This window comes from Bradyrhizobium sp. WBOS07 (assembly GCF_024585165.1).
GTDB classification, from domain to species: Bacteria; Pseudomonadota; Alphaproteobacteria; order Rhizobiales; family Xanthobacteraceae; genus Bradyrhizobium; species Bradyrhizobium japonicum_B.
Genome location: NZ_CP029008.1, coordinates 4,648,879 through 4,673,484, shown reverse-complemented (window position 1 = coordinate 4,673,484; position 24,606 = coordinate 4,648,879). Strand labels below are relative to the sequence as shown.

Annotated in this window: 22 protein-coding genes; 8 read left to right on the top strand and 14 right to left on the bottom strand. The window is 64.1% G+C overall.

Annotated elements, in window-relative coordinates; genetic code table 11:
* The first annotated feature begins 77 nt into the window (after window positions 1-77).
* On the top strand, window positions 78-1,091 hold the full coding sequence (locus tag DCM79_RS22280; protein ID WP_257176359.1) for an SIS domain-containing protein: 1,014 nt from the start codon (window positions 78-80) through the stop codon (window positions 1,089-1,091).
* Window positions 1,092-1,235: 144 nt separating this feature from the next.
* On the opposite strand, the gene DCM79_RS22275 is transcribed toward DCM79_RS22280, so the two are convergent.
* On the bottom strand, window positions 1,236-1,793 hold the full coding sequence (locus DCM79_RS22275; protein WP_257176358.1) for a carboxymuconolactone decarboxylase family protein: 558 nt from the start codon (window positions 1,791-1,793) through the stop codon (window positions 1,236-1,238).
* A gap of 72 nt (window positions 1,794-1,865) precedes the next feature.
* Here DCM79_RS22275 and DCM79_RS22270 point away from each other — a divergent pair, with 72 nt between their 5' ends.
* Window positions 1,866-2,192, top strand: a complete 327-nt coding sequence (locus DCM79_RS22270; protein WP_257176357.1) for a helix-turn-helix domain-containing protein — start codon at window positions 1,866-1,868, stop codon at window positions 2,190-2,192.
* Window positions 2,193-2,226: 34 nt separating this feature from the next.
* Here the strand turns inward: DCM79_RS22270 and DCM79_RS22265 are convergent, their stop codons facing one another.
* The 3 genes from DCM79_RS22265 to hemH all read right to left on the bottom strand — a co-directional run bounded on the left by DCM79_RS22265 (window position 2,227) and on the right by hemH (window position 4,981).
* Window positions 2,227-2,670, bottom strand: a complete 444-nt coding sequence (locus tag DCM79_RS22265; RefSeq protein WP_257176356.1) for an NfeD family protein — start codon at window positions 2,668-2,670, stop codon at window positions 2,227-2,229.
* Window positions 2,671-2,723: 53 nt separating this feature from the next.
* Complete coding sequence (locus tag DCM79_RS22260) at window positions 2,724-3,728, bottom strand: SPFH domain-containing protein (protein WP_257176355.1); 1,005 nt, start codon at window positions 3,726-3,728, stop codon at window positions 2,724-2,726.
* 215 nt (window positions 3,729-3,943) lie between these two features.
* A complete protein-coding gene (gene hemH / locus DCM79_RS22255) occupies window positions 3,944-4,981 on the bottom strand; it encodes a ferrochelatase (RefSeq protein ID WP_257176354.1) in 1,038 nt (345 codons plus the stop codon).
* Window positions 4,982-5,063: 82 nt separating this feature from the next.
* Here hemH and DCM79_RS22250 point away from each other — a divergent pair, with 82 nt between their 5' ends.
* Window positions 5,064-5,462, top strand: coding sequence for an MAPEG family protein (locus DCM79_RS22250; RefSeq protein WP_257176353.1), 399 nt, complete (start codon window positions 5,064-5,066; stop codon window positions 5,460-5,462).
* Here DCM79_RS22250 and DCM79_RS22245 read toward each other — a convergent pair.
* The 4 genes from DCM79_RS22245 to DCM79_RS22230 all read right to left on the bottom strand — a co-directional run bounded on the left by DCM79_RS22245 (window position 5,428) and on the right by DCM79_RS22230 (window position 9,967).
* Window positions 5,428-5,904 (bottom strand): thioesterase family protein, encoded by a 477-nt coding sequence (locus DCM79_RS22245; RefSeq protein ID WP_257176352.1) that lies wholly within the window; start codon window positions 5,902-5,904, stop codon window positions 5,428-5,430. The genes DCM79_RS22250 and DCM79_RS22245 overlap by 35 nt on opposite strands.
* Window positions 5,905-6,126: 222 nt before the next feature.
* On the bottom strand, window positions 6,127-7,245 hold the full coding sequence (locus DCM79_RS22240; RefSeq protein WP_257176351.1) for a nickel/cobalt transporter: 1,119 nt from the start codon (window positions 7,243-7,245) through the stop codon (window positions 6,127-6,129).
* Window positions 7,242-7,874, bottom strand: a complete 633-nt coding sequence (locus tag DCM79_RS22235; protein ID WP_257176350.1) for a DUF1007 family protein — start codon at window positions 7,872-7,874, stop codon at window positions 7,242-7,244. The genes DCM79_RS22240 and DCM79_RS22235 overlap by 4 nt, the downstream gene beginning before the upstream one ends.
* 11 nt (window positions 7,875-7,885) lie before the next feature.
* On the bottom strand, window positions 7,886-9,967 hold the full coding sequence (locus tag DCM79_RS22230; protein WP_257176349.1) for a M3 family metallopeptidase: 2,082 nt from the start codon (window positions 9,965-9,967) through the stop codon (window positions 7,886-7,888).
* Between the two features lie 140 nt (window positions 9,968-10,107).
* Here DCM79_RS22230 and DCM79_RS22225 point away from each other — a divergent pair, with 140 nt between their 5' ends.
* From DCM79_RS22225 to DCM79_RS22205, 5 genes are all read left to right on the top strand, one after another.
* Window positions 10,108-10,362 carry a hypothetical protein gene (locus DCM79_RS22225; RefSeq protein ID WP_028134216.1) on the top strand — a complete coding sequence of 85 codons (255 nt, stop codon included), beginning with the start codon at window positions 10,108-10,110 and terminating at the stop codon, window positions 10,360-10,362.
* 689 nt (window positions 10,363-11,051) lie between these two features.
* The gene (locus DCM79_RS22220; RefSeq protein WP_257176348.1) at window positions 11,052-12,194 is read left to right on the top strand and encodes a type III PLP-dependent enzyme; all 1,143 of its coding nucleotides are present in this window, start codon (window positions 11,052-11,054) and stop codon (window positions 12,192-12,194) included.
* Between the two features lie 133 nt (window positions 12,195-12,327).
* A complete protein-coding gene (locus tag DCM79_RS22215; RefSeq protein ID WP_257176347.1) occupies window positions 12,328-12,915 on the top strand; it encodes a GNAT family N-acetyltransferase in 588 nt (195 codons plus the stop codon).
* Window positions 12,916-13,060: 145 nt separating this feature from the next.
* On the top strand, window positions 13,061-13,450 hold the full coding sequence (locus tag DCM79_RS22210; protein WP_028134213.1) for a RidA family protein: 390 nt from the start codon (window positions 13,061-13,063) through the stop codon (window positions 13,448-13,450).
* Window positions 13,451-13,514: 64 nt separating this feature from the next.
* Window positions 13,515-14,957 (top strand): homospermidine synthase, encoded by a 1,443-nt coding sequence (locus tag DCM79_RS22205; RefSeq protein WP_257176346.1) that lies wholly within the window; start codon window positions 13,515-13,517, stop codon window positions 14,955-14,957.
* A gap of 163 nt (window positions 14,958-15,120) precedes the next feature.
* Here the strand turns inward: DCM79_RS22205 and DCM79_RS22200 are convergent, their stop codons facing one another.
* The 6 genes from DCM79_RS22200 to DCM79_RS22175 all read right to left on the bottom strand — a co-directional run bounded on the left by DCM79_RS22200 (window position 15,121) and on the right by DCM79_RS22175 (window position 24,605).
* A complete protein-coding gene (locus tag DCM79_RS22200) occupies window positions 15,121-15,459 on the bottom strand; it encodes a hypothetical protein (protein ID WP_257176345.1) in 339 nt (112 codons plus the stop codon).
* A gap of 101 nt (window positions 15,460-15,560) precedes the next feature.
* Window positions 15,561-16,277, bottom strand: coding sequence for an MgtC/SapB family protein (locus DCM79_RS22195; protein WP_257176344.1), 717 nt, complete (start codon window positions 16,275-16,277; stop codon window positions 15,561-15,563).
* Window positions 16,278-16,324: 47 nt separating this feature from the next.
* A complete protein-coding gene (locus DCM79_RS22190; protein WP_257176343.1) occupies window positions 16,325-21,295 on the bottom strand; it encodes a hypothetical protein in 4,971 nt (1,656 codons plus the stop codon).
* A gap of 332 nt (window positions 21,296-21,627) precedes the next feature.
* Window positions 21,628-22,647, bottom strand: coding sequence for a WD40 repeat domain-containing protein (locus tag DCM79_RS22185; RefSeq protein ID WP_257176342.1), 1,020 nt, complete (start codon window positions 22,645-22,647; stop codon window positions 21,628-21,630).
* The gene (locus DCM79_RS22180) at window positions 22,647-23,687 is read right to left on the bottom strand and encodes a GTP-binding protein (RefSeq protein ID WP_257176341.1); all 1,041 of its coding nucleotides are present in this window, start codon (window positions 23,685-23,687) and stop codon (window positions 22,647-22,649) included. Before DCM79_RS22180 ends, DCM79_RS22185 begins: the two co-directional genes overlap by 1 nt.
* 54 nt (window positions 23,688-23,741) lie before the next feature.
* The gene (locus DCM79_RS22175; RefSeq protein ID WP_257180818.1) at window positions 23,742-24,605 is read right to left on the bottom strand and encodes a metal ABC transporter solute-binding protein, Zn/Mn family; all 864 of its coding nucleotides are present in this window, start codon (window positions 24,603-24,605) and stop codon (window positions 23,742-23,744) included.
* Window position 24,606: the final 1 nt, after the last annotated feature.

Sequence of the window (24,606 nt, the reverse complement as noted above, 5' to 3'; positions counted from 1 at the left end):
AGGCCGGCGCGTCGCCTCCGGAGCCCCGGCGTGCTAATGAGGCGCCGACGGGCGACCCCTCCTCCCTGGACCAGAGCATGCCGAGTTCGAAACCGCTGATGACCGCATCATCCGGCCCCCTCCCCGACAGCGTCGAATCCGCGCTCCGCACCCTGGAGACGGAGAGCGGCGGCATCAACGCGCTCGCAGCCGCCCTGCGCGGCCCGCTGGGCGAGACCTTTGCCAAAGCGGTCGAGATGATCCGCAACGCCAAGGGCCGCGTCATCGTCACCGGGCTCGGCAAATCCGGCCATATGGGGCGCAAGATCGCCGCGACGCTGGCCTCGACCGGGACGCCCGCCTTTTTCGTGCACGCCGCCGAGGCCGGCCATGGCGATCTCGGCATGATCACCACCGACGACGTCATCATGGCGCTGTCCTGGTCCGGCGAGCAGCCGGAGATGAAGAACCTCGTCAACTATTCGGCGCGCTTCGCCATTCCGATGATCGCGGTGACCTCGAACGCGTCGTCGTCGCTGGGCCAGGCCGCCGACATCGTCATCGAGTTGCCGAAGGCGCGCGAGGCCTGCCCGCACAATCTGGCGCCGACCACCTCGACGCTGATGCAGGCCGCGATCGGCGACGCGATCGCGATCGCGCTGCTCGAAGGCCGCGGCTTCACCGCGCTGGAGTTCGCGCATTTCCACCCCGGCGGCAAGCTGGGTGCGATGCTGAAATTCGTCCGCGACTACATGCGCACCGGCGCGGAAATCCCGGTCAAGCCGCTCGGCACCAAGATGTCGGACGCGGTGATCGAGATGTCGGCCAAGGGCCTCGGCTGCGTCTGCATCGTCAATGAGGCCGGCGGCATCGCGGGCATCATCACCGACGGCGATCTGCGCCGCCACATCAACATGCGGCCCGACCTGCTGACGATGGCGGTCGACGACATCATGACCAGGCAGCCGAAGACGGTGCCGCCCTCGATGCTCGCCACCGAGATGATCGAGGTGCTGAACACCCGCAAGATCACGACGCTGGTCGTCACCGAGGCGGGCAAGGTGGTCGGCATCGTGCATCTGCACGACCTGCTGCGGGCGGGCGTGGCCTGATCCGTCATCCCGGGGCATCGCGAAGCGATGAGCCCGGGATCCATTGGGCCGCAGAGTTTGTCTCTCGATGGATTCCGGGCTCGCGCCAAGTGGCGCGCCCCGGAATGACGAGAGAGTGAAGTACGCCGCTCGCAATGACGGCGGTTAGAGTGCGGCCGGAAATCTTGCCGCCTTGTCCTCCAGCGGCAAATGCAGCCCGTTCGCCAGGTACGACACTGTGCGATAGAATCCGCACAGCAGCATGATCTCCAGGATCTGCGCCTCGTCGTAATGCGTCGACAGCGCGGCGAATTCCTCGTCACCCAGCGTCGCTCGATGATGTAGTGCGTCGACGGCTGCGATCAGGGCCTGCTCCGCCGCTGACCAGCAGGCCGACATCGCATCGCCTTGGACGGTCGCGCGCACTTCCTCCTCGGTGAGCTTCGCCGGCCCGGCGAAGACGGCGACATGCACACCCCATTCATACTCGCACTTGTTCAGCGCACAGGTGCGGTCGATGACGATCTCGCGCTGGCGCAGCGAGAGCGGGCCGGGATCGAGCAAGCCGCCGGCGCGAAACTTGTCCCAAGCGCGGCCGTGGCCCGCCATCACCCGGAACAGCAGCAGCGGCGGCGCGCCGCGCATGATGCGGTCGAACTGCCCCTGGATCTCCGGGGGATAAGGCGGGGTGAGCGGCGCAATGCGCGGCATGGATGGGGACATGAGCCGTCTTTCGTTGCTACAATTAACGTAGCATGACGCTACATTATTTGTAGCAAACCGCAAGAGGGCAGGATGGCCAAGCAGGCAGACACGAGGACGCCCCGGGTCCGGGGATCGCGCACCGGACGGCCGATCATGGCGCTGCTCGACCTGCTCGGCCGGCGCTGGAGCCTGCGGATATTGTGGGAATTGCGCGGCGGGCCCCTCACCTCCCGCGCATTGCGCACCGCCTGCGACGAGGCCTCGCCGACGGTGCTGCAGGCACGGCTGACGGAGCTGCGCGAGGCGGGATTCGTCGAGCTTGGCGAAGGCGGAGGTTATGGACTGACGGCGCTGGGACGGGACCTCTGCGAGATGGTCATGCCGCTGCACCGCTTTGCGGAGCGGTGGAAGAGGTAGTGCCTCGCTTACCCCCCTTGGAGGGTAAGCGAGGCTACGCCGCGGCGACCGTCAGGTTGGCACCATCCACCTGCACCACCTTCACCCGCGTTCCCGCGGGCGTGTCGGGGCCTGCCACGCGCCACACGGTGTCGCCGATGCGCATGGTGCCGCTGCCGTCGATGATCGGCTTCTCCAGCGTGAACTCACGCCCGAGTAAGGCCTCGGCGCGCTTGTTGAGGAAGGGGCTGGCGCTCGCATCCGGCTTCGGCCGGGCCAGGCGGCGCCACACCGGCACGGCGGCCGCGGCGAACAAAGCGAACATCACCAGCTGCAGCTGCCAGGACGTGGGCACGGCGAACGAGATCAACCCCACCAGCAGGGCGGCGAGCCCAAGCCAGAGCAGGAATATGCCCGGCGCCAACACCTCCAGCGCCATCAGGATGAAGCCGAAGATCAGCCAGTTCCAGGTGCCGAGCGATACGAACATGTCGGTCATGACGCGACCTTCCATCATTGGCGCAGGCCTGGCGAAGGGCCATGAGCCGGTGACTATCCCTGCCGCGGCGGCACCGCCGGCGGCGTGCTCCCGGTCGGGGGCACCGAGCCGGGGCGGCGAGCGGCGGCGGACCCGGAGGCCGCGCTCTCACCGAACGTCGCCTTGGCGATCTCGCCGATGCCGGCGAGCGAACCGAGCATGCTCGTGGCCTCGATCGGCAGCATGATGATCTTCTGGTTCGGCGCCTCCGCAAACTGTCCGAACGCCTTGATATATTTGTCGGCGATGAAATAGTTCAACGCGGCGACGTCGCCCTTGGCAATGGCTTCGCTCACCATCTGCGTGGCCTTCGCTTCCGCCTCCGCCGAACGTTCGCGTGCCTCGGCGTCGCGGAACGCGGCTTCCTTGCGGCCTTCGGCCTGCAGGATCTGGCCCTGCTTGGCGCCCTCGGCGCGCAGGATCTCGGACTGGCGCTGGCCTTCGGCCGCCAGGATGTCGGCGCGCTTGACGCGCTCGGCCTTCATCTGCCGGCCCATGGCCTCGACGAGGTCGGCGGGCGGCACGATATCCTTGATCTCGATGCGGTTGACCTTGACGCCCCAGGGCGACACCGCGGCATCGACAACGCGGAGCAGGCGCTCGTTGATCTCGTCACGATGCGACAGCACCTGGTCGAGGTCCATCGAGCCCATCACCGAGCGGATGTTGGTCATGGTCAGGACGGTGATGGCTTGGGTCAGGTTGGAGACCTCGTAGCTGGCTTTCGCGGCGTCGAACACCTGGTAGAAGGCAACACCGTCCACCGTCACGGTGGCGTTGTCCTTGGTGATCACCTCCTGCTCGGGAATGTCGATCACCTGCTCCATCATGTTGATCTTGCGCCCGACACGATCGAAATAGGGCACGATCAGATTGAGGCCGGGGCTCAGGGTCTGCGTGTATTTGCCGAACCGCTCGATGGTCCAGTCATAGCCCTGCGGCACCGTCTTCACGCCGGCCACCAGCGTGACGATGACGAGCAGGACCAGAACAATCGCGAAGATATCGAAACCGCTCATATTTCCTCCAAGGCAGGAAAAGGCCTTTCCCGCGCTGTCATTGGTCGGGAACACGACCATACCGGTTCAGCGGTCGCGCGTAACGTTCGCATCAGTGCAATCTGCACAAGACGGACGGAGGGGAATGGCGGCGATTATGTAGTTTGGAGGAAGGCTCCTGAAGGAGGCGGAAGCGAACCTAGCGGCAAGGGTTGATATTGCGGTGCAGGCGCCTGTCATATCCAGCCCTGGAGCTCGCGCAGCACCAGGCTGCGGATCACGTCCATGCCGGGCTGGCTGTCGTTGAGGCAGGGAATCGCCGAAAACTGCTCGCCGCCATTGTGCTTGAATATCTCGGCGTTCTCCTGCGCGATCTCCTCCAGCGTCTCCAGGCAGTCGGCGGAAAAGCCCGGCGTCACCACCGCGATGCGGCGCACGCCTTCCTTGGCGAGCCGCTCCATGGTCTTGTCGGTATAGGGCTGTAGCCACTCGGCATTGCCGAAGCGCGACTGGAAGGTCAGCAGCAGCTTCGTCTCGTCCATGCCGAGCCGGCGGCGCAGCGCCTCGGTGGTGGCGATGCAGTGCTGCTGATAGGGGTCGCCCTTCTCTACATAGGATTTCGGCATGCCGTGGAAGGAGGCCACGATCAGCTCTGGCTTGAACGGCAGGCTCGCCAGATGGGTCTCGATCGAGCTCGCGAGCGCCTCGATATAGGCCGCGTCCTCATAATAAGGCGGCGTCACCCGCAGCGTCGGCTGGTTGCGCAGCTGTGCGAGCACGCGGAACACTTCGTCGCAGACGGTCGCCGAGGTCGAGGCGGAGTATTGCGGATACAGGGGCACCGCCAGGATGCGCTCGCAGCCTCTCGCGATCAGCGCGTCGATGCCTGACTTGATGGACGGATTGCCGTAGCGCATCGCCCAGTCCACCACGACGTGGGCGTAGTCGGACAGCGAGGCCGCCAACTTGTCGGCTTGCGACCGCGTGATGGTCTTCAGCGGCGACTCGTTCTTCTCGGTGTTCCAGATCTTCTGGTAGTCGAGCGCCTTGGTGCGGGGGCGGCTGCGCAGGATGATGCCGTTCAGCACGGCCTTCCAGATCAGGCCCTGGTCCTCGATGACGCGGGCGTCACTGAGGAATTCCTTGAGGTAAACCCGCACGCCCGGCGCATCGGCGGTATCAGGCGTGCCGAGATTGACCAGCAGCACGCCGACGCGCGGCAAGGCGGATTGAGCGGCTGGTCTTCCGGTCTCGATGGGGACGACGCTGGTCATGGCTGTGTGGGTCGCGCTTTGGTTCGAACTTGTCAAGATGAGGCCGATTTCGTTAGGGTCGCACCCAGGCCGAGGAACGACGATGACACTCGCGGAATGGTGCGTCTTTGGAGCGCTGCTGCTCTATCTATCTACGATCGCCGCGGTCAAATGGATCAGGTTTCGCCGCTTCGACAATTCCCGGCCGCGCGACCCTGCCTTCTACGAGGACCCTCTCTCGCAGCGCGCGCTCGGCGCGCACCAGAACGGCATCGAGACCTTCCCTTTCTTCGCCATCGCGGTGCTGCTCGCCGAATACCGAGAGTCGCCGCAACGCCTCGTCGACGAACTCGCAGCCCTCTTCCTCATCGTCCGCCTCGCCTATGTGCTGACCTATCTCGGCAACCGACCGACGCTGCGCTCGATCCTCTGGACCGTCGGCTTTGCGATCAATCTCGGGATCTTCTTCATGCCGGCCCTGAAGCGGTTCCTGCCGGTGTGAGGTCTCTCGCCGCCAGATGCCGCTCCCGCGTCGCAATCAGCGCCCGCATGGATGCCGGGATCGTGACGGGACGGTGGGTCTCCTGGTTGGTGTAGACCCAGACGATCTCGCCGGTCACCAGCGCCTCCGTGCCGCCCTTCAGGAAGATGGCAAGCTCGAAGACGAGACTGGAATTGCCGATCCGCGCCACGCGCACGCCGACATCCAGCTCCCAGTCGAAGCGGACCGGCGCCTTGTATTCGATGACGGACTTGACGACGTGGAAATCGATGCCGCTCGCCTGAGCGTCGGCATATTGGTCGAAACCGAGCGCGCGGAAATATTCGGTGATGGCGGTGTCGAAATAGGTCAGGTAATGCGCGTTGAAGACGACGCCTTGGCCATCAATCTCGGAATAGCGCACCCGGAACGGATGGAAGAACCAGAAATTTTCCCGCGACATGGAGACTCCCGAGATGTTCTTGTTGGTTTGGCGAACTCAATAGCGGATCGAAGGGAGTTCGCAAAGGCGCCGCTCTCGTGTCCCGGACGCGCTGCAACGCTCTTGGCGTTGCTGCGCAGAGCCGGGACCTAGAAGGCCGCGTCCTGCCGTAGGGAGGGATGGGCCCCGGCTCTGCAGCGCATCGCTACGCGCTGCGCTGCGTCCGGGGCACGAGAGCTCAGCCTAGAAACACATCGTCCGCTCGGCGGCGATGTAGCCGAACAGCAGGCCCGCGCCGAACAGCAGCACGACGCCGGCCGCCGCGAATTCGATGCCGCGCATGAACAGTGCGCCGCCGCCGTCGCGCCCGGCGCTGAGGCGCGCGGCGATGTCCTTGGCGGAGACGGCGACGACCGCGATGGCCGCGACCGTGATCGCGGTGCCGAGCCCCATCAGGAAGGTCGCGGCGATACCGGCCCAGAACAGGCCCTGGGCGAGCGCGAACACCAGCACCAGGATGGCGCCGGAGCAGGGACGGATGCCGACAGTGAGGATCGCGGCAAATCCACGCTGCCAGCCGCCGGGGCCGGAGAGCTCGCTCGGCGTGGGGCCGTGGGAATGGCCGCAATGCTCGTCATGGACATGGTCATGACCGTGATGGGCATGGGCGTGCGCATGGCCGTGATCGTGGTGATGATCGTGACCGTGATCGTGATGATCGTGGGCATCATGATGATGGTGATGATCATGATGGTGCGGCACGCCGGCGATCGCCGGCACCGGCTGGGCCGCCTGCAGCGCCCGGATGAAGGTGCGACCCTTGAGCCAGACCAGGCGCAGCCCGAACAGCGCGATCAGGGCGTAGCTCGCGATTTCGATCACCCCTTCCGCCTTGCACATGGTCTTGGCGGTCGCATTCAGGACCCGGGCCGAGATGCCGACGATGAGGATCGCCACCAGCGACTGCATCAGCGCCGAGGCGAACGACAGCGCGATGCCGCGCCGTGCGGTCTCGCGGTTGGCGACGAGATAGGACGCGATCACCGCCTTGCCGTGGCCGGGACCGGCGGCGTGGAAGATGCCGTAGGCGAACGAGATGAAGAGCAGCGTCCACACCGCCGAGCCGTCGGACTTCGCGGCGCGGATCGTGGACGACATCTGCCGATAGAATTCCGACTGCTTGGCCAGCAGCCAGCCGATGATGCCGCTGGCTTCGGGCTGGGCCGCCTGCGCCGGACGCGGCGCACCGAACGGATTCTGCGCGAGGACGTCGTGGAGCGCGGCATCGGCCACGCTGATCGCCAGCAGGACGGCGGCGCCGGCGAACAGCCAGCGGGCAAGCGGAGGGAGTGGCGGCTTCAAGGGCAATCCACCGTGATCTTGTTGGCGAACATCATGCCGAAATTGGTGTTCTCGCCGTTCATGAAGGTCTGCTCGTTGAGCTTCTGCGCGGTCGCGGTGCCGTCGCCCGGCCGGTCAAGCTTCATCTGGCAGCCGGCGGGCGCGCCGACCAGCTTGACCGGGTGGTCCTTGGCCATCTTGAAGTCGATGAAGAAGGAACGGTCGTACACTTCGAGCACCAGCTGCTTGGGCTTGACCGGGTTCTTCAGCGGCAGCGTGAAGTGCAGGGTCAGGACCGTATCCTTGTAGTCGAGGTAATAGTCGACCGGCTCCTGGAATCGCTCCTTCTTGCCGTCCGCTCGCGCGAAGGTGAAGTAGGCATATTCCTTCAGCGACTCCACATTGGTCTGCGCCAACGGCCCCAGCTCCTCGCGCGTATAGGCGCCCTTGGTCTTGCTCTCGAGCCCCTGCACCGCATAGGTCGAGAACATGTCGTCGAAGGTCCAGGCGTGGCGGACGCCGGTGATGGTGCCGTCCGCAGCATAGAGCAGCTCGCTGGTCGCGGTGATCCAGACATGCGGATGCGCGCTCGCCGCGCCGGCGGCGAGCGAGAGGCCAGCGGCCAGCAGCAGTCCAGACAGACGGCGCATCGTCGTTCTCATCAGGCAGCCTTGGCGTTGTCGAGCAGGCCGCGCCGGCGCAGCAGCGCGTCGGGTTCCGGCGGGCGGCCGCGGAAGGCCTCATAGGCGGCTTCCGGATCGAGCGATCCGCCCGAGGCGTAGATGTCGTCGTGCAGGCGCTTTGCCACGGCGGGATCGAAGATGTCCCCGGCCTCCTCGAATGCGCCAAAGGCGTCGGCGTCCATCACCTCGGACCACATGTAGCTGTAATAGCCGGCGGCGTAATGATCGCCGGTGAAGATGTGGCCGAACTGCGTGGGACGGTGACGCAGCGCGATCTCCTCGGGCATGCCGATCTTCTCCAGCTCGCGTCGCTCGAAGGCACGGACATCCTGCGCGGCCGCGGCCGGCTGGGTGTGGAATTCGAGGTCGATCAGCGCCGAGGAGACGAACTCGACCGTGGCGAAGCCCTGGTTGAATTTGCGCGCGGCAAGGAAGCGCTGGAGCAGGTCGTCCGGCAGCGGCTCGCCGGTCTGGTAGTGGCGGGCGAATTTCTGCAGCACCTCGGGCCGCTCCTGCCAGTGCTCGTAGAGCTGCGACGGCAGCTCGACGAAATCGGTGAACACGGAGGTGCCCGACAGCGACGGATAGGTCACGTTGGAGAGCATGCCGTGCAGGCCGTGGCCGAACTCGTGGAACAGGGTGCGGGCATCGTCGGGCGACAGCAGCGAGGGCTCGCCATCGGCGCCCTTGGCGAAATTGCAGATGTTGAGAACCAGCGGCGCGACTTCGCCGTCGAGCTTCTGCTGGTCGCGCAGCGAGGTCATCCAGGCGCCGGAGCGCTTCGACGGCCGGGCGAAGTAGTCGCCGTAGAACAGTGCCTTGTGCTTGCCGTCCCTGTCCTTCATCTCCCAGACCCGGACGTCGGGGTGCCAGACCGGAACGTCCTTGCGCTCCTCGAAGGTGACGCCGAACAGGCGCGTGGCGCAGTCGAAGGCGGCTTCGATCATGTGGTGGAGCGCGAGGTACGGCTTGATCGCGGAATCGTCGAAATTGGCGCGCTGAAGGCGCAGTTTCTCGGCATAGAAGCGCCAGTCCCAGGGGGCGAGCTTGAAATTGCCGCCCTCCGCCGTGATCAGCGCCTGCATCTCGTCGCGGTCGGCAAGCGCCCGGGCGCGCGCCGGCTTCCAGACCCGCTCCAAGAGGCCCCGCACCGCGTCGGGCGTCTTGGCCATGGAATCCTCGAGCCGGTAGGCGGCATAGGTCGGATAGCCCAGGAGGTTCGCGCTCTCCTCGCGCAGCTTCAGGATCTCGACGATGGTTGCGTTGTTGTCGTTGGCGTTGCCGTTGTCGCCGCGGGCGATGAAGGCCTTGTAGACCTTCTCGCGCAGGTCGCGCCGGGCCGAGCTCTTCAGGAACTGCTCGACCGAGGAACGCGACAGCGTGACGATGGCCTTGCCGTCCATGCCGCGCTCTTCCGCCGCAGCCTTGGCGGCGGCGACGAAGCTCTCCGGCAGGCCCTGGCGGTCGGCCTCGCCAAGCTCCATGACCCAGTCCTGCTCGTCGCCGAGCAGATGATGGCTGAAGCCGGTGCCGAGCTGGGCGAGCCTCTCGTTGATCTCGGCCATCCGCGTCTTGGCCTCCTCGGACAGGCCGGCGCCGGCGCGGTGGAAGCGGGTGTAGGTGCGCTCCAGCAGGCGGAGCTGCTCGGGCGAAAGGCCGAGATTGGCGCGGTTCTCATGCAGCTGGGCGATGCGACCAAACAGCACGGCATTCATCATGATCGGATTCCAGTGCCGCGCCATCCGCAAGGAGACCTCCTTGTCGATCTCCAGGATGGCCGGATTGGAATGCGCCGAAACGAGGTCGTAGAACACCGCCGCGACCTTGCTCAGCAGCTTGCCCGAGCGCTCCAGCGCCGTGATGGTGTTGGCGAAGTCGGGCGCGGCCGGATCGTTGGTGATCGCCGCGATCTCGGCGGAGTGGTCGGCGAAGGCCTGCTCGAACGCGGGCAGGAAGTGCTCCGTCCTGATCTGGTCGAAGGGCGGGGTCGCAAACGGCGTCACCCAGGCCTTCAGCAGCGGATTGGTCTCGGAGTCCGTAATTTGGCGGGGTTCTGACATCGCAAGTCCCGGTTTTCATGGCTCGATTGTTGCGGCCAGCTATAGCACGCGATGGGGCTTTTTTGGGCCATTTGGCCTTGCTCCCGGCCGCCTTTTCGAGGAGATTGCGGCCCTCGATGGACCACGGACCCCTTAAGCTCATGAACGCGCCTTCCTCGTCTTCCCGTCAGATCGTCTGGCCCAGCGTCATCACCGTCATCAGCGCCGCCATCCTGATCGGCGCCGAAGTGTTCGGCGCGGCGTTCGCCGGCGGCTGGGCGCTCGCGATCCTGTTCGGGCTCGGCGACCAGGGCGCACACATCCTGCAGGCCGTGCTGTTCGCACTCGGCGTGCTCGTGATGACGGCCTTCATCCGCGCGGCTCAGCGCATCGAGCCCTTCACGAAGCGCGGCTGAGGCGTCTCGCGCGAGAGAGACGCGCGCGCTGCCACGGAAAACTTAACGCGCGTTCATCTTCCGCGTCGCTCGCGCAACACTGCGCAAGCAGATGTTAGGCAATTCTGTTCGCAGCCTAAAAAAATTCTTGCGAAGCCGAGTCAAAACACTTATGTGCGGACTTGCCCAATTTCGCACGTGCCTGTGGTCGTGTGTCAGTCGGTAGGTATCCGGACAAGAGGCCGGACAGCCGCCAAGGGGTGAAGAAGCCGAGGGGCTCTTCGGAAGTGTGGAAGTCGGAAGGCCGAGGTCGCAAGACTTGCAGGTTGGACGACAAAGCAAACCCGGAGTGCCCAGCATCTCTCTCAAAGGGATGCCATGTCGAAGGTGACTTCGCTCTTTGCAACCGTGACTGGCAGCCGGAGGCGAACCGGCGCACCCCGCTCTCAACGGGGGACGCGACTTAAAGCAACGACGGATCGGGCTTTTTTGGTCTCTACCGGCAGTCCAACGCCGGCGCGGGCTACTGAAAAGGCTTGTCCTTCATTGCCAGGTGTGCGGGCGGGAACACTCCCAACCAATCCACGGCAGCACAGTCTGGTTTGAGTCTTTTGGCTTCGTCGCGCCTCCATCGCGCGATCCGGCCAGAGCACTCTTATCCGGCGTCATGTTTTGAACGGGCCCGTCGCTGGGCCGTTTGGGAGAGTGCCATGACCGAACGTATCCAGGAATTCCTGCGCAACCGCCGCAAGGATGGCCTCGACACCGAGCCGTGCCTCGTCGTCGACCTTGAGGTCGTGCGCGACAATTACCAGAGCTTCGCCAAGGCGCTGCCCGACAGCCGCGTGTTCTATGCCGTCAAGGCGAACCCGGCGCCGGAAGTGCTGTCGCTGCTCGCCTCGATGGGCTCCTGCTTCGACACCGCGACTGTCGCGGAGGTCGAGATGGCGCTGGCTGCGGGTGCGACGCCCGACCGCATCTCCTTCGGCAACACGATCAAGAAGGAGCGCGACATCGCGCGCGCCTTCGCGCTCGGCATCCGGCTGTTCGCGGTCGATTGCGCCGCCGAGGTCGAGAAGGTCGCCCGTGCCGCCCCCGGCGCGAAGGTGTTTTGCCGCATCCTCTATGACTGCGCCGGCGCCGAGTGGCCGCTGTCGCGCAAGTTCGGCTGCGACCCGGAGATGGCGGTCGAGGTGCTCGACCTCGCCAAGCGCCTCCGGCTGGAGCCGTGCGGCATCTCCTTCCATGTCGGCTCGCAGCAGCGCAAGGTGAAGGCGTGGGACCGTGCGCTGGCGATGGCCTCGCAGGTGTTCCGCGACTGCGCCGAGCGCGGCATCAACCTGACCATGGTCAACATGGGCGGCGGGTTCCCGACCAAGTACCTGAAGGACGTGCCGCCGGTGGTGACCTACGGCCGCTCGATCTTCCGCGCGCTGCGCAAGCACTTCGGCAACCAGATCCCGGAGACCATCATCGAGCCGGGCCGCGGCATGGTGGGCAATGCCGGCATCATCGAGTCCGAGGTCGTGCTCATCTCGAAGAAGAGCGACGAGGACGAGGTGCGCTGGGTGTACCTGGACATCGGCAAGTTCGGCGGTCTCGCCGAGACCATGGACGAGTCGATCCGTTACGCCATCCGCACCCGTCACGACGGCGCGGACATGACACCGTGCGTGCTGGCGGGGCCGACCTGCGACAGCGCCGACGTGCTGTACGAGAAGAACCCCTATCCGCTCCCGGTCACGCTCGAGATCGGCGACAAGGTTCTGATCGAGGGCACCGGGGCCTATACGTCGACCTACTCGTCGGTGGCCTTCAACGGCATCCCGCCGCTGAAGACGTACCACATCTGATCCGCCTCTCTGTTCGAGAGGCCTGACGAACCCGGGAGCCGGCTTGCCGGCTCCCTCCCTGACATTTCGATTCTGACGACGTCTTGGACCGGCGTGCTGCTCGCACGTCCGTTCAAACGGGGACTGACGCGCCATGACTGCTTTTCGGAAGCCACAGATCGCCCTCACCTCGAAAGCCGCTCCGTTCGTGATCCGCGCGGAGCGTGCTGGAGACGTTGCGATGCGCGAAGCGCTGCTCGATGCCTGCTTTGGCGAGGACCGCCATGGCCGCACCTGCCAGCGCCTGCGCGACGGACGCGCGCCTGCCGCAGGCCTCGCCTTGTCGGCTATGCGCGAGGGCAGGCTCGTGGGAACCGTGCGGCTGTGGCACGTCAGCGCCGGAGGCAGGCCCGCGCTGGTCCTCGGACCGCTCGCGGTCGATCCTGCCTGCCGCGAGCTCGGGATCGGCGCCGCGCTGATGCATCAGGCGCTGGCCGCCGCCCGGGCGCGCGGGCATGCAGCCGTGATCCTGCTCGGCGATGCCGCCTATTACGCCCGCTTCGGCTTCTCGGCGGACAAGACGGCCGAGCTTGCGCTGCCCGGACCGTTCGAGCGCGACCGCCTGCTGGCGATCGAGTTCGCCGACGGTGCGCTGGACGGCGCCGGGGGGATGATCGTCCCGACCGGCGCGGCCCTGCCCAAACGGAGGTCGGTTCGCGCACCTGTGGCGCGCGCGGCCTGAGGGATCGCTGTCATCGCGACGACCCAAGCCGCGCTGAGCGGCAATGCCCGGCCGCGCCTGCGCCACGCCCGTTGCTTTGGGGTTGCGCAGGCGCCGGAAACGCCCTTTAACCCCGCGAAACATCCTTCAGTCGAGGCCCCAAACCATGCCCCGTCGCCTGATCTCCACCGGCTCTCCGCTCGAGAAGACCGTCGGCTACAGCCGCGCCGTGATCGACGGCGATTTCGCCTTCGTCGCGGGAACCACCGGCTATGACTACAGCACGATGACGATGCCGGCCGACGTCACGAGCCAGTCACGCAACTGCTTCAAGACCATCGAAGCCGCCCTGAAGGAGGGTGGCTTCGAGATGGCCGATATCGTCCGTGCGACCTACTACGTCACCGACCCCAGCTACATCGACGACCACTTCGCCGTCTGCGGCGCGGTTCTCGGCGAGATCAGGCCGGCCGCGACCTTGCTGGTCGTCAGCGCCCTCGCCAAGCCCGAGATGAAGGTCGAGATCGAAGTCACCGCCAAGCGCCGCAGCATCTGACAAGCGCCGCAGCGCCTGATCCACCCAGCCCTTGCCTGCCAGCACGTTCCGGAGAAACCGTCCCATGAGCCCTCCCTCGCAGATCTACGCGAAGATCACCGGTCCCATCGTCATGGTCGGCTTCGGCTCCATCGGCAAAGGCACCCTGCCGCTGATCGAGCGGCATCTCGATTACGACAAGTCGCGCGTCACCGTGATCGATCCCAAGGACGAGGGCCGCAAGGCGCATTGCGAGAAGCACAATGTCCGCTTCATCCAGAAGGCCGTGACCAAGGACAATTATCGCGAATTGCTGTCTCCGCTGCTCACCGAAGGCGGCGGCCAGGGCTTTTGCGTCAATCTCTCGGTCGACACCGGCTCGACCGACATCATGGAGCTCTGCAACGAGCTCGGCGCGCTCTACATCGATACCGTGAACGAACCCTGGCTCGGCTTCTATTTCGATTCGTCGAAGGGGCCGGAGGCGCGCTCCAACTACGCCCTTCGCGAAGTGACGCTGGCGGCCAAGAAGGCGCGGCCTAAGGGCTCGACCACGGCCGTCTCCTGCTGCGGCGCCAATCCCGGCATGGTCTCCTTCTTCGTCAAGCAGGCGCTGCTCAACGTCGCCGCGGATCTGAAGCTCAATGCCCCCAAGCCGAAGACCAAGGCCGAATGGGCGGATCTGATGCGGCAGGCCGGCATCAAGGGTATCCACATCGCCGAGCGCGACACCCAGCGCTCCAAGAAGCCGAAGGAGCCCGACGTCTTCGTCAACACCTGGTCGGTGGAAGGTTTTCTCTCGGAGGGCATGCAGCCGTCGGAGCTCGGCTGGGGCACCCACGAGAAATGGATGCCCGAGAATGCGCATGGCCACGAAGCCGGCTGCGGCGCCGCCATCTACCTGATGCAGCCGGGCGCCAATACGCGCGTGCGCACCTGGTGCCCGACCCGCGGCGCGCAATACGGCTTCCTCGTCACCCACAACGAGTCGATCTCGATCGCCGATTACTTCACGGTGCGTGATGCCTCAGGCACGGCGATCTACCGGCCGACCTGCCACTACGCCTATCATCCGGCCGACGACGCCGTGCTGTCGCTGCATGAGCTGTTCGGCCGTGCCGGCAAGATGCAGGAGAAGCACCACATCCTCGAAGAGGACGAGATCGTCGACGGCATCGACGAGCTCGGCGTGCTGCTGTTCGGCCACGACAAGAATGCGTATTGGTACGGCTCGCAGCTCTCCATCGAGGAGACCCGCGAGCTCGCGCCCTACCAGAACGCCACCGCGCTGCAAGTGACCTCCGCCGTGCTCGGCGGCATGGTGTGGGCGCTGGAGAATCCGAATGAGGGCATCGTCGAGGCCGACGAGATGGATTTCGACCGTCTCCTGGAGATCCAGCTGCCCTATCTCGGCCCGGTGAAGGGTTTCTACACCGACTGGACGCCGCTGACGGACCGCCCGGGACTGTTCCCGGAGGACATCGACACCAGCGATCCCTGGCAGTTCAAGAACGTCCTGGTGCGGTGAGGGCCCGACGCGTCCCGCCTCGCCCACGACTGTCATGCCCGGCTTGACCGGGGCATCCAGTACGCCGCGGCAGTCGTGATTAAACCGAGATGCTGGTGATGACTGGATCGTCCGCCTTCGCGGACGACACTGAGTGTGTGGCTGGGAGCGAGCGGTGACCGCCCTACTTCCTCTCCAGTGGCGGCGCGATTTTCTCGGCAGGTGCCGGCGGCAATGCTGGCTTGGCCGCGCCCGCCGCGCCTTGCGTCTGGGGATCCGGCCGCGCGGGCTCGGGCGCCGGCGTGGTCGGCCGGTCGCCGCCGGGCTTGGCCTCCGCCGGCACCTTGCTCTGCTCGTCGGACGGAGTTCCCTGAAGCGGCTGCGTCGCCTGCGCTATCTGCATCCGGTTCTCGGCGTGGATTTGGGCGAGCGACATCACCGCGACCACGAGTCCCGCCGCGAACAGCGAGACAGCGATTGTCAGGTCGAGCTTCAGGCTGCGCTTGTCATGTTGGCCGGGCATATCGATCACCGCCTTTATCCACGGGATCAACGAAATCGCCTGACCAGGGTTCCATCCCCGGCAGGACCGGAACGGCCCGTTTGCGCGCCAAAACGACGCGCTTACTCGGTCGTGCTGGCTTCCCAGGTGGCATGGCGCACGCCGGGCAGATGCTGCAGATCGGTCGCCACGGCGTTCAGCTCGTTCGGGTCGATCGCGCTCGCGACCAGCTTGGCGACAATCTCCAGCATGTCCTCGCCGATCTCGACGACCTCGAGACTCGCCACCGGATATTTCGCACCCTCGAGCTTTTCGACGAGGCGGTCGCGCATATCAGGCAAGGCGTCGGCCGCGACCGCGAGCTTGAAATAATAGCTCGCCTCCAGTGCCTTCTCGTTCAGCGGGATGCGGTTGATGGCGTTGACCAGCGGACGCAGCATGGTGTTGCCGGCAATGACGAACACCGTCAGCGCGGCCGCCTGCGCGATCATGTCGGCACCGGCGCAGGACCCGACCGCGGCCGAGGCCCACAGCGTCGCGGCGGTGTTGAGCCCGCGCACGTCCATGCCCTGCTTCATGATGACGCCGGCGCCCAGGAAGCCGATGCCCGAGACGACATAGGCGATCACCCGCACCGCGCCCTCTGCATTGTCGAGCTGCATGGCGAGATCGACGAAGGCGGCAGCCCCCACCGCGACCAGCACATTGGTCCGCAGGCCCGCGGTGCGCTGGCGGTATTGCCGCTCGGCGCCGATCAGCGTGCCCAGCACGAAGGCGGTGATCAGGCTGACCAGCGTGTCGGCGAAATCGGCAATCTGGAAGGTGGTGAGAAAACGCATGGCCCGCTATACGTTCGGAAGATGACGATTGATCGTGCGGCACCCACTTAGCCGACCTTGCGGCCTTCCTCAGGGCCGACGAGCTTGTCTTCGATGATCCGTGCTTGCGCTACGCCTGACTGAACAAGGATATCGAGGCAACGGAAAAGATCGTCGGCTCGTTCGGTCAACGTGGCGCGCGCCGTTGCATCTTTGGTTAGAGCCTCATCGCACCAGGCGCACACGCGGCTGCCGATGTTCCTCTCCGCCCAGAAATTTCGGTCTACGCCATAGGCAGAGCACCAAGCCGTCAGTGCCCGAACGACAAACGGAATGAGTGCTTTGTCACGCGACGATTCGATCAGGTTTAGAAATAGAGCCGCGATATAGCCCGACGTTGGCGCACCTACAACAATATTCGTGAGCGTTGGCATGGTTGTCGGCAGGTCATGCCAATTGTTAGGAATTGTCGGACGGTCGCTGCCAGCCCAACGCGAAGGCTGGTAGAACATGGCAGTCAAAGCATCGCCAGCATGAGTTTCGCTCGTAAAGCCCTTCTCGCGTCCTAGACGCCGATAGTTCCAGGTGCGCTTGATGCGGTCGGCAAGCAATTTGCGAACATCAGCCGGATTCTCTGGGGTTTTAGTATCCGTCGCCACCGTCGCCCGGTCGTAACCGCGAAGGAATGAGGCCATGGCGTCATGAAAGGCATCGTCGTTAAACCCTATGATGCGTTTCAAGAATAGATCGACTACTTCCGAATGCGATAACGCAACGCTCAACACTCCGACAAAATCGAAAAAAGCGATATTCCAAGTGTTCGGACGATGGTCGGGCGCGCGCACGTCCTCGCCATGCGGACCATTCGCCTCGTCGGTCCACGCCATCAAATGGACAGCTAGGTGCTTAACCCAGACCGGAACATCCTTGATCGTGAAGCGGATGAGATGATGCGCAAGCTTGGCGATCGCTTGTTCGTGGACATAGTGCCTCGGCCGTTCGCCGTCATCGTCATCATCAATACGTCCATCGTCGCCCAAGCGACTGCCCCGACGCGACCTCGAGGGCCATGACGCCAGCTCGGGCCACGGCGGCTCCGTACCTCCTCCGTCAAGCCAATTCTGTTCGACAGCGATCGCAGCATCAATTGCCTCGCGGTGAAGGCGGTCATTAGCCTTCTGCTCCTCAACACTCAGGGCCCGGCGGAGATGGACCGCAGCGACCATAACTATGCGGATGATGGACCGCGGAATTCGGTCGTTCGCTTCGCCCAAATGCAATAGATTCTGCCCTAACGCTTCGAGTACCGCGGGGTGCTCATAGCCTGATAGCTCTAGGAGCATGTCACGTGTCGTCTTATCCTGATCTCGAAGAAACAGAGCGACAATCCCAAGGGCGGCAGAAGCCGACGTGTTGTGTTCGATCTGATCGTTGCCGAAATATTCACGGTCGTTCTGCACCGATGCCGTCAGTAAAATCGGACGAGCCCAAATTAGAACCTTGTCGCGGTCTTCCGCCTCGTAGTCGCGGGCAACGAGCGCCGCTGTCATTACAACCGCGCGGCGGTTCCATTCCGTATCGTAATTGTCGTCCTCGCCGTCCGGCTGCAGTTGGATTTGCGCGGGCTGCGCTATTGCCCAGGCGAGTGCTTCTTGCAAAAGGGCCGGTGTCGACTGGTCGGGCTCAACAAGAGCGGACTGTATCCGCAGCCGGATACTCATGCGCTGAAGGTTAGCGCTTGCTTGGGAGGCTTGGTTCTCTCTCGCTTGTTGCTCCTCGGGAATTTCCTTGAATTGATAGGCTTGGACCTGAGTACCGTCCTGCAAAGTCGTGGTCACGGCCTCCCAATTTGCCACATCCAGCATGCGGAGGGCGCGCGTAACCGTTGCATGGAGCTCCGCGACCCGATTTTGATCGTCATGGGGTTGATTGTCGAGTTCGTCGCGGACTTTTTCAAAGGCGGCCCGTAGCTGCGTGAGAGTGGTGGCGTCCCCGCGGAAGGCGTATCGCCCGATTATGTCGAATAGGCGCGTTCGTCGCGACCGCTGGGCGTCGAGATCCACGCGAAGAGTGGTCTGGATCTGCTGTCCTCCCGCGCGTGGCCGACGATTGACGCCGCTGATATCGTGCCTAAAGCGGTCCTCATCGAACTGGATCAGTCGAGGATCGGCAGCCAAGGGCCAAGCTGCATCGGCGACGACCTGCCAATGCGACAGCGCAAGGTCAATCGCGACGGCAAGAAACGCAAGACTTGAGCCGTCTGGACCAAGAACGTCGTGCAGGACATCATTGAAAGGGCATCCCGCCTCAATCTGGAGGTGCCCCCAAGCTTCAAGTGCCCTTAATGCCGTGGCGGCGATCAGCGAAGGACCGGTGGCCCGTGTCCAGCGATAGACCATGAGATCGCCTTCGAACGTCATTTCATTGCCGGGAAATGCGATCTTTATCTGCGGAAACGGCGTTCCCTGTTCTTGGTATTGCTCCCGGCGCCATTGCGTCGCGTGCTCGACAAGCCCGCGAATAAGCCGCAAGCCGTCATCGCGGGAAGCATTTAGAACCGAGAGGAATGGTCCGCCATCGGTTGGGATATCCAAAAAGACATGCTCATGGACTTCAAACGGACCGTAGTCGCGGCGACGCGTATAGTAGCGATCCGGATCATCTTTCTCGATCAGCGTCGCTAGCGCAAAATCTGCGAATGGCCCAGGGGCTGCTCCCGGCAACGTTCCAGGCGATTTGAGAAGTGTCTGCTGATCGTGATAGGCGATCGTTTCTGAATTGATGCCGGCTAGGTACCGGGCTGCCGCAGACGGATTCAAGTTCGCGAAACTGAACGCGATCATCCGAATGTCGTTACGCACGTCTTCCAGATGATCGATATTCAGGCTCGGCGGAACCTCGCTGATGTCTCGGTAGACGCGGTGCGTCACATGAGACTCGACGAGGGCAAGCCAATCAAAAAGAATCCCGACAATCTGCGTGTTCAGTGGATAATTGTGGCCATGCGTGGTCATTAGCCACGCCTGAAATATCTTGACGGCATCTGGAATTAATTCGGTCGGCAGAGACTTGGTCGAAATCGTCAGCCAGATCACGAGCGGAAACCAACTCGAACCTTTCGGCGCGATGAAGTCACCACCGCCGAACGCTGGCAGAGCGATATCCGGCCGTACCCTTGCGATCAAGGAAGCGAGAGGCTCAGACTCGACGGCGATCACGAGCCGAATAATTTCGCGCAGCCAGCGCCCGCCCGATTCCAACAAGACGGCTGTCAGAGCAACAAATAGTGTCAGGGAGTTTTCAGAGCGCGGAAGTGCCAGCAGTATGGGCCGCTTCCAGCTCCCATGGCGGCCTTCGCGTTCGGCAATGGCAAGAAGTGCCAGCCAGCGTTGCCCTGAAGGATCATCGGCCAACGCCAATCGCGCCGCGATCTCCAGCCCGCGGCCCAACCAGATTGGCAACGGCCGCTCCATCGGCTGCGCCGCTAACAGGTTGGCGTCTTCGTGGATCTGAAATCCAACCGTCCAGTCACGCAGCACATCGTGTCGGAACGTTACGCTTGCGCCACGGATCTCCTCGCGCAAGGTTTCGAGCCGCAATAGTTCAACAACGGTCCTAGAATCGAGATTGTCGACATTGAACGTTGCCTGCGAGGGGGCCGAAATCGCCTGAGCGCCGATCGTACGTAACAGTTTCAGGCGCGCAAATCGCCGATCGTCCTCGGATCGACCGCCACCATAGCGCCACCACAGGCGCGCGAGATCAAGTTCGGTTGCAATGCCGGCGTCCTGTCCGACACCGAGTTCGACCAGGCGCGACAGATAGAAGAGATTTTCAGCAATTCCCTTAGCCGGATGGCCGTCTGCCAAAATCAGAGCCAGCGCCTTGTTCTGCGAGGAGAGTTCGGCCTTTTCCTCATTCGACAAAGCTCCGATCACCAAGCTGCCGATGCCCGCCGCTCTAACGCGCGTGGGAAGTTTCGTCTTCCAGTCGTCACTTTCCACACCGCAGGTCGCGACGATGCGCCAGCCCTGGCTGCGAGTGGCTTGCGATAGCAGGTCGATGACTGTGGCCCATTCGCCTGGATCGTCGATCTGGTCGATGTTGTCGATGAACAGGGTCGCTCCGCCACCCGCTCCAAGCTCATTGAACAGTTCCGCTTGAGAGCCGGCCCAACCGATCGTGTGAGCCATCACTGACCAGCCGCCCGAGATAATCCGGCCGCGGCGGAGAGCCAGGACGCAGCCTTCAGCTTGCAGACGCGCGGCAAGGTGCTTCATGACCCCGGATTTGCCGACACCGGGAGGCCCCTGGATCAGCACAATCGGACGTTGTTGGAGGAGGTTTTCCGCCTTGTCGATCAACTGGTTTCGCCCAAGGCGCACACCCCCAACGGTCTCGTCGATCTCATCGAGCGCCAGCTCGGCTGCTTCCGTCAGGCGCTCATAGACAGGACGCACATAGGGATGCACTGTGAAGCGGACGCCATGCTGCTGCTCAAGTGTCGTGACAACCGTAGCTCGATCCATGGCGCCGGCCGCACGAGCGCTTGCGCCAACAAGATCGATGAGAACCTGCCAGAGGCCATTGGCACGGTCGGCTTGGTCCGGGCCGAGGATCCAACGCAAATTCTCTCGCGCGCGATGTTCGTAGTCCGAGCCCACTGACTCAAAATCAAAAACCAGAATCTGGAAGCGACGAAGTAGCCTCCAAACCGTCTCGTCGTCCGTCCGCCCGCCGGCCAACCTGAGGTTCGTGCGAAAGACGTCGACGAAGCTGCGCATCGCGTCCGATGCGAAGCTTGGGCGGTTGATACGCGCGGCGAAAGTCGCGCCATCGGGAAGTTGGCGAGCCCAATGCAACACTTCCTGGCAGGCCTGCTCGATACGCGTTGTCGTTCGCGCGACCGCCGCTGCGAGTTCGTATCGGCTGATCGCGAAGTCCGGCTTCTGCGCCGCTTCCCAGATTTGTCCAACGACGTCCAGAAATTCAGTATCGGCGGCGGTGAAGGTCAGGCTGCGCTTGACCTGGATCTCCAATGTGGCCGGGGAGCCGTCCCGGCTGGCCGCTTTGATCACCACATCGTCGAGAGGGTGTTTCGCAACTCGTTGCTGAAACGCAACGCTGCGGACGGTGGCACCCGGCAGGCCGCGAGGCTCTCCGCCTGATAGAAGCGCCAAAACGTAGAATGCACCGACCCTGACCTCAAACTGAGGCCCCGCCCCACCCGTTGCCGCCGGGGCTGCGATTTTGGCTGGTTGGTACGTTTCCTCAGGCACACCTCATCTTGTTCTACGTTTGTTCAACGGTCAAAGGCTTCTTTCTGATTATCAACCTAGAAGACCAGAGCACCGTCGCACACTGGCGCTGGTTAAAGCTCCAGCAGGCCGCCATCCCCATTTTCGTCGGCGAACGCCAGCAGCGTACCCTTGGCGTTCCAGGCGATCGCGGCGACCGGCGGCGTGCCGTTGCGGCGGACCAGGATCTCGGCGCCGTCATCGAGGCGCACCATCAGCACGGTGCCGTCGCTATAGCCGGCGGCGAGGATGTCGTTCCTGGGATGACAGGCGACGACCGAGACGCGCGCCTGCAGCGGTGCCAGCATCGCGGGCTCCTTGCCCATCGGACCGTCCTTGCTGCCGAACGGCCAGATGATGACGGTGTCGGCGCCCGAGGTTGCGAGCCCCTTGCCGCCCGCGCTCCAGGACATCGAGCGGACGCGGCCGGGATAACCGGACATACGCATGTGCCTGTTGTCGGCGAGCCGCCAGCCATGCAGCGCCGGCTCGTGCATCGCAGTGACCAGAAACTTGTTGTCGGGGCTGAAGGTGACGGCGTGATGCGAGCCGGCCCAGGGCAGGAATTCGGCCGATCCTTCCATGTTGGGAAACCACAGCGTCACGCCGTTGTAATGCGCGATCGCGAGCCGCAGGCCTTTCGGCGCGAAGGCGAGGCCGCCGACGGTCGAGGGCACGTCGAGCGATTTCTCCTCGGCCTTGCCGCTCTTGACGGTGGCGGTCTTGCCGGCCGACCAGGCGAAGGCGCCGTCGGTGTGCAGCGCCACCGCGTCGATCCAGCGCCGCTTCGGGTCGGTGGCGAGCAGCGTCACCTCGCCCTTGGCGTCGAGCGAGACGACCTTGCCGTCGTCGCCGCCCATGACGAGGCGCTTGCCGTCGAAGGCGGTGGAGAGAATGCCGCCGCTGTGCACGGCGACCTTGGCGATCTCACCCTTGGCATCGACCAAGGCGACATTCTCCTCGCCGCCGACGAAGGCGGCACGATCCCCGAGGAAATGCGCCGAGGTCACGGCCATGCCGAGCGCAACGGGCTTGACGCGGTCGGTGACGGAGACGATCGAGGCGGAATCGGAAGGCGGCGTGAACTCTTTCATCACGAGACGATGCAGCTCTCGAAACCCTTGCGAATGGCCTCTTCCGGCAATTCGCGGCCGATGAAGACGAGGCGGCTCTCGCGCGGCTCGCCTTCCTTCCACTTCCGCTGGTGGTTGCCCTCCAGCATCATGTGGACGCCCTGGAAGACGTAGCGGTCGTCGTCGTCGTGGAAGGCGAGGATGCCCTTGGAGCGCAGGATCTTGCCGCCCTCGACCTGCACCAGGTTCTGCAGCCAGGGCATGAACATATTGGGATCGAGCGGCTTGTCGGTCTTGAGCGACAGCGACTGCATGTCCTCGTCGTGGTAGTGCTTCAGGCCGGGATCATGATGATGATCGTGGCCGTGATGATGGTGGTGATCATGGTCGTGGTCATGATCGTCGGCCTCCAGGAAATCCGGCTCGATGTCGAGGATGCGGTCGAGATCGAACGCGCCGCGGTCGAGCACGTCGGCCAGCGCCACCGAGCAGCGCTCGGTGCGATGCAGCTTCGCATAGGGGTTGATGGCGCGGATGCGGGCCTCGACCTCGTCGAGCTCGCCCTTGCTGACGAGGTCGGTCTTGTTCAGGACGATGACGTCGGCAAAGGCGATCTGGTTCTTGGCCTCGGGCGCGTCCTTGAGCCGGTCGGACAGCCATTTGGCGTCGGCGACGGTCACCACGGCATCGAGACGCGCGTTCTTCTGCACGTCCTCATCGACGAAGAAGGTCTGGGCGACGGGCGCGGGATCGGCAAGGCCGGTGGTCTCGACGATGATGGCGTCGAACTTGCCCTTGCGCTTCATCAGGCCGTCCATGATGCGAACGAGGTCGCCGCGCACGGTGCAGCAGATGCAGCCGTTGTTCATCTCGAACACTTCCTCATCGGCGCCGATGATGAGGTCGTTGTCGATGCCGATCTCGCCGAATTCGTTGACGATGACGGCGTATTTCTTGCCGTGGTTTTCCGACAGGATGCGGTTCAGCAGCGTGGTCTTGCCGGCACCGAGATAGCCGGTCAGGACGGTCACGGGAATTTTTTGGGAGGTCGCTTCAGACATAACAACTCCGGCTTCGGGCTTTTTCGCGCGACGCGAGGCGGGGTGGCCCCTGCCCTAATGGTCAAGCGCGCTGGTCAGGGCCTTTATATTGTGCCTGACCATGTCAATGTAAGTGGGTGCAGGCCCCTTTTCGCCGGTCAAACCGTCTGAAATCAGGGTCCCGCCGACCTTTGCCCCGGTCTCTGCCGCGATCCGCCGGATCAGCCGGTCATCGCTGATATTCTCCAGAAAAACGGCCGGGATTTTCTGCGCCTTGATCTGACCGATGATGGTCGCGATGTCCCGGGCGCTGGGCTCGGTTTCGGTGGAGACGCCCAAGGGGGCGACGAACCGGATACCGTACTCGGCGGCGAAATAGCCGAAGGCATCATGGGTGGAGATCACCTTGCGCCGCGCGGTCGGGATTTTAGCCACGGCCTCGCGGACCTCGCGGTCCAGCGTTTCGAGCTTTTCCAGATAGGCCTTGGCCTGGGCGCGAAAGAAGTCGGCTGCGTCAGGATCGGCGGCGGCCAGCGCGTTGGCGATATCAGTCACGTAGACCTTGGCGTTGGGGACCGACTGCCAGGCATGTGGATCGGGCGCCGAGCCCAGCTTGAGCGGGGCGATCCCGGCGCTGGCGGTGACGACCTGCGCCTTGCTGCCGGACGACTGCACGAGACGCGGCAGCCAGCCCTCCAGCCCGAGCCCGTTGACGATGACGAGCTTCGCCTCCGCGACGCGCTTCGCATCGGCGGGCGGCGGGGTGTAGACGTGGACATCGCCGTCGGCGCCGACCAGCGTGGTCAAATTGATCCTGTCACCGCCGACGTTACGGACGAAATCGGCGAGGATCGAGAAGCTCGCGACGACGTTCAGCCGCTCCGCGGCCTGACCTGGCGAGGCGATCAACAACAGCGCACAGAACAGGATGAACCGCATC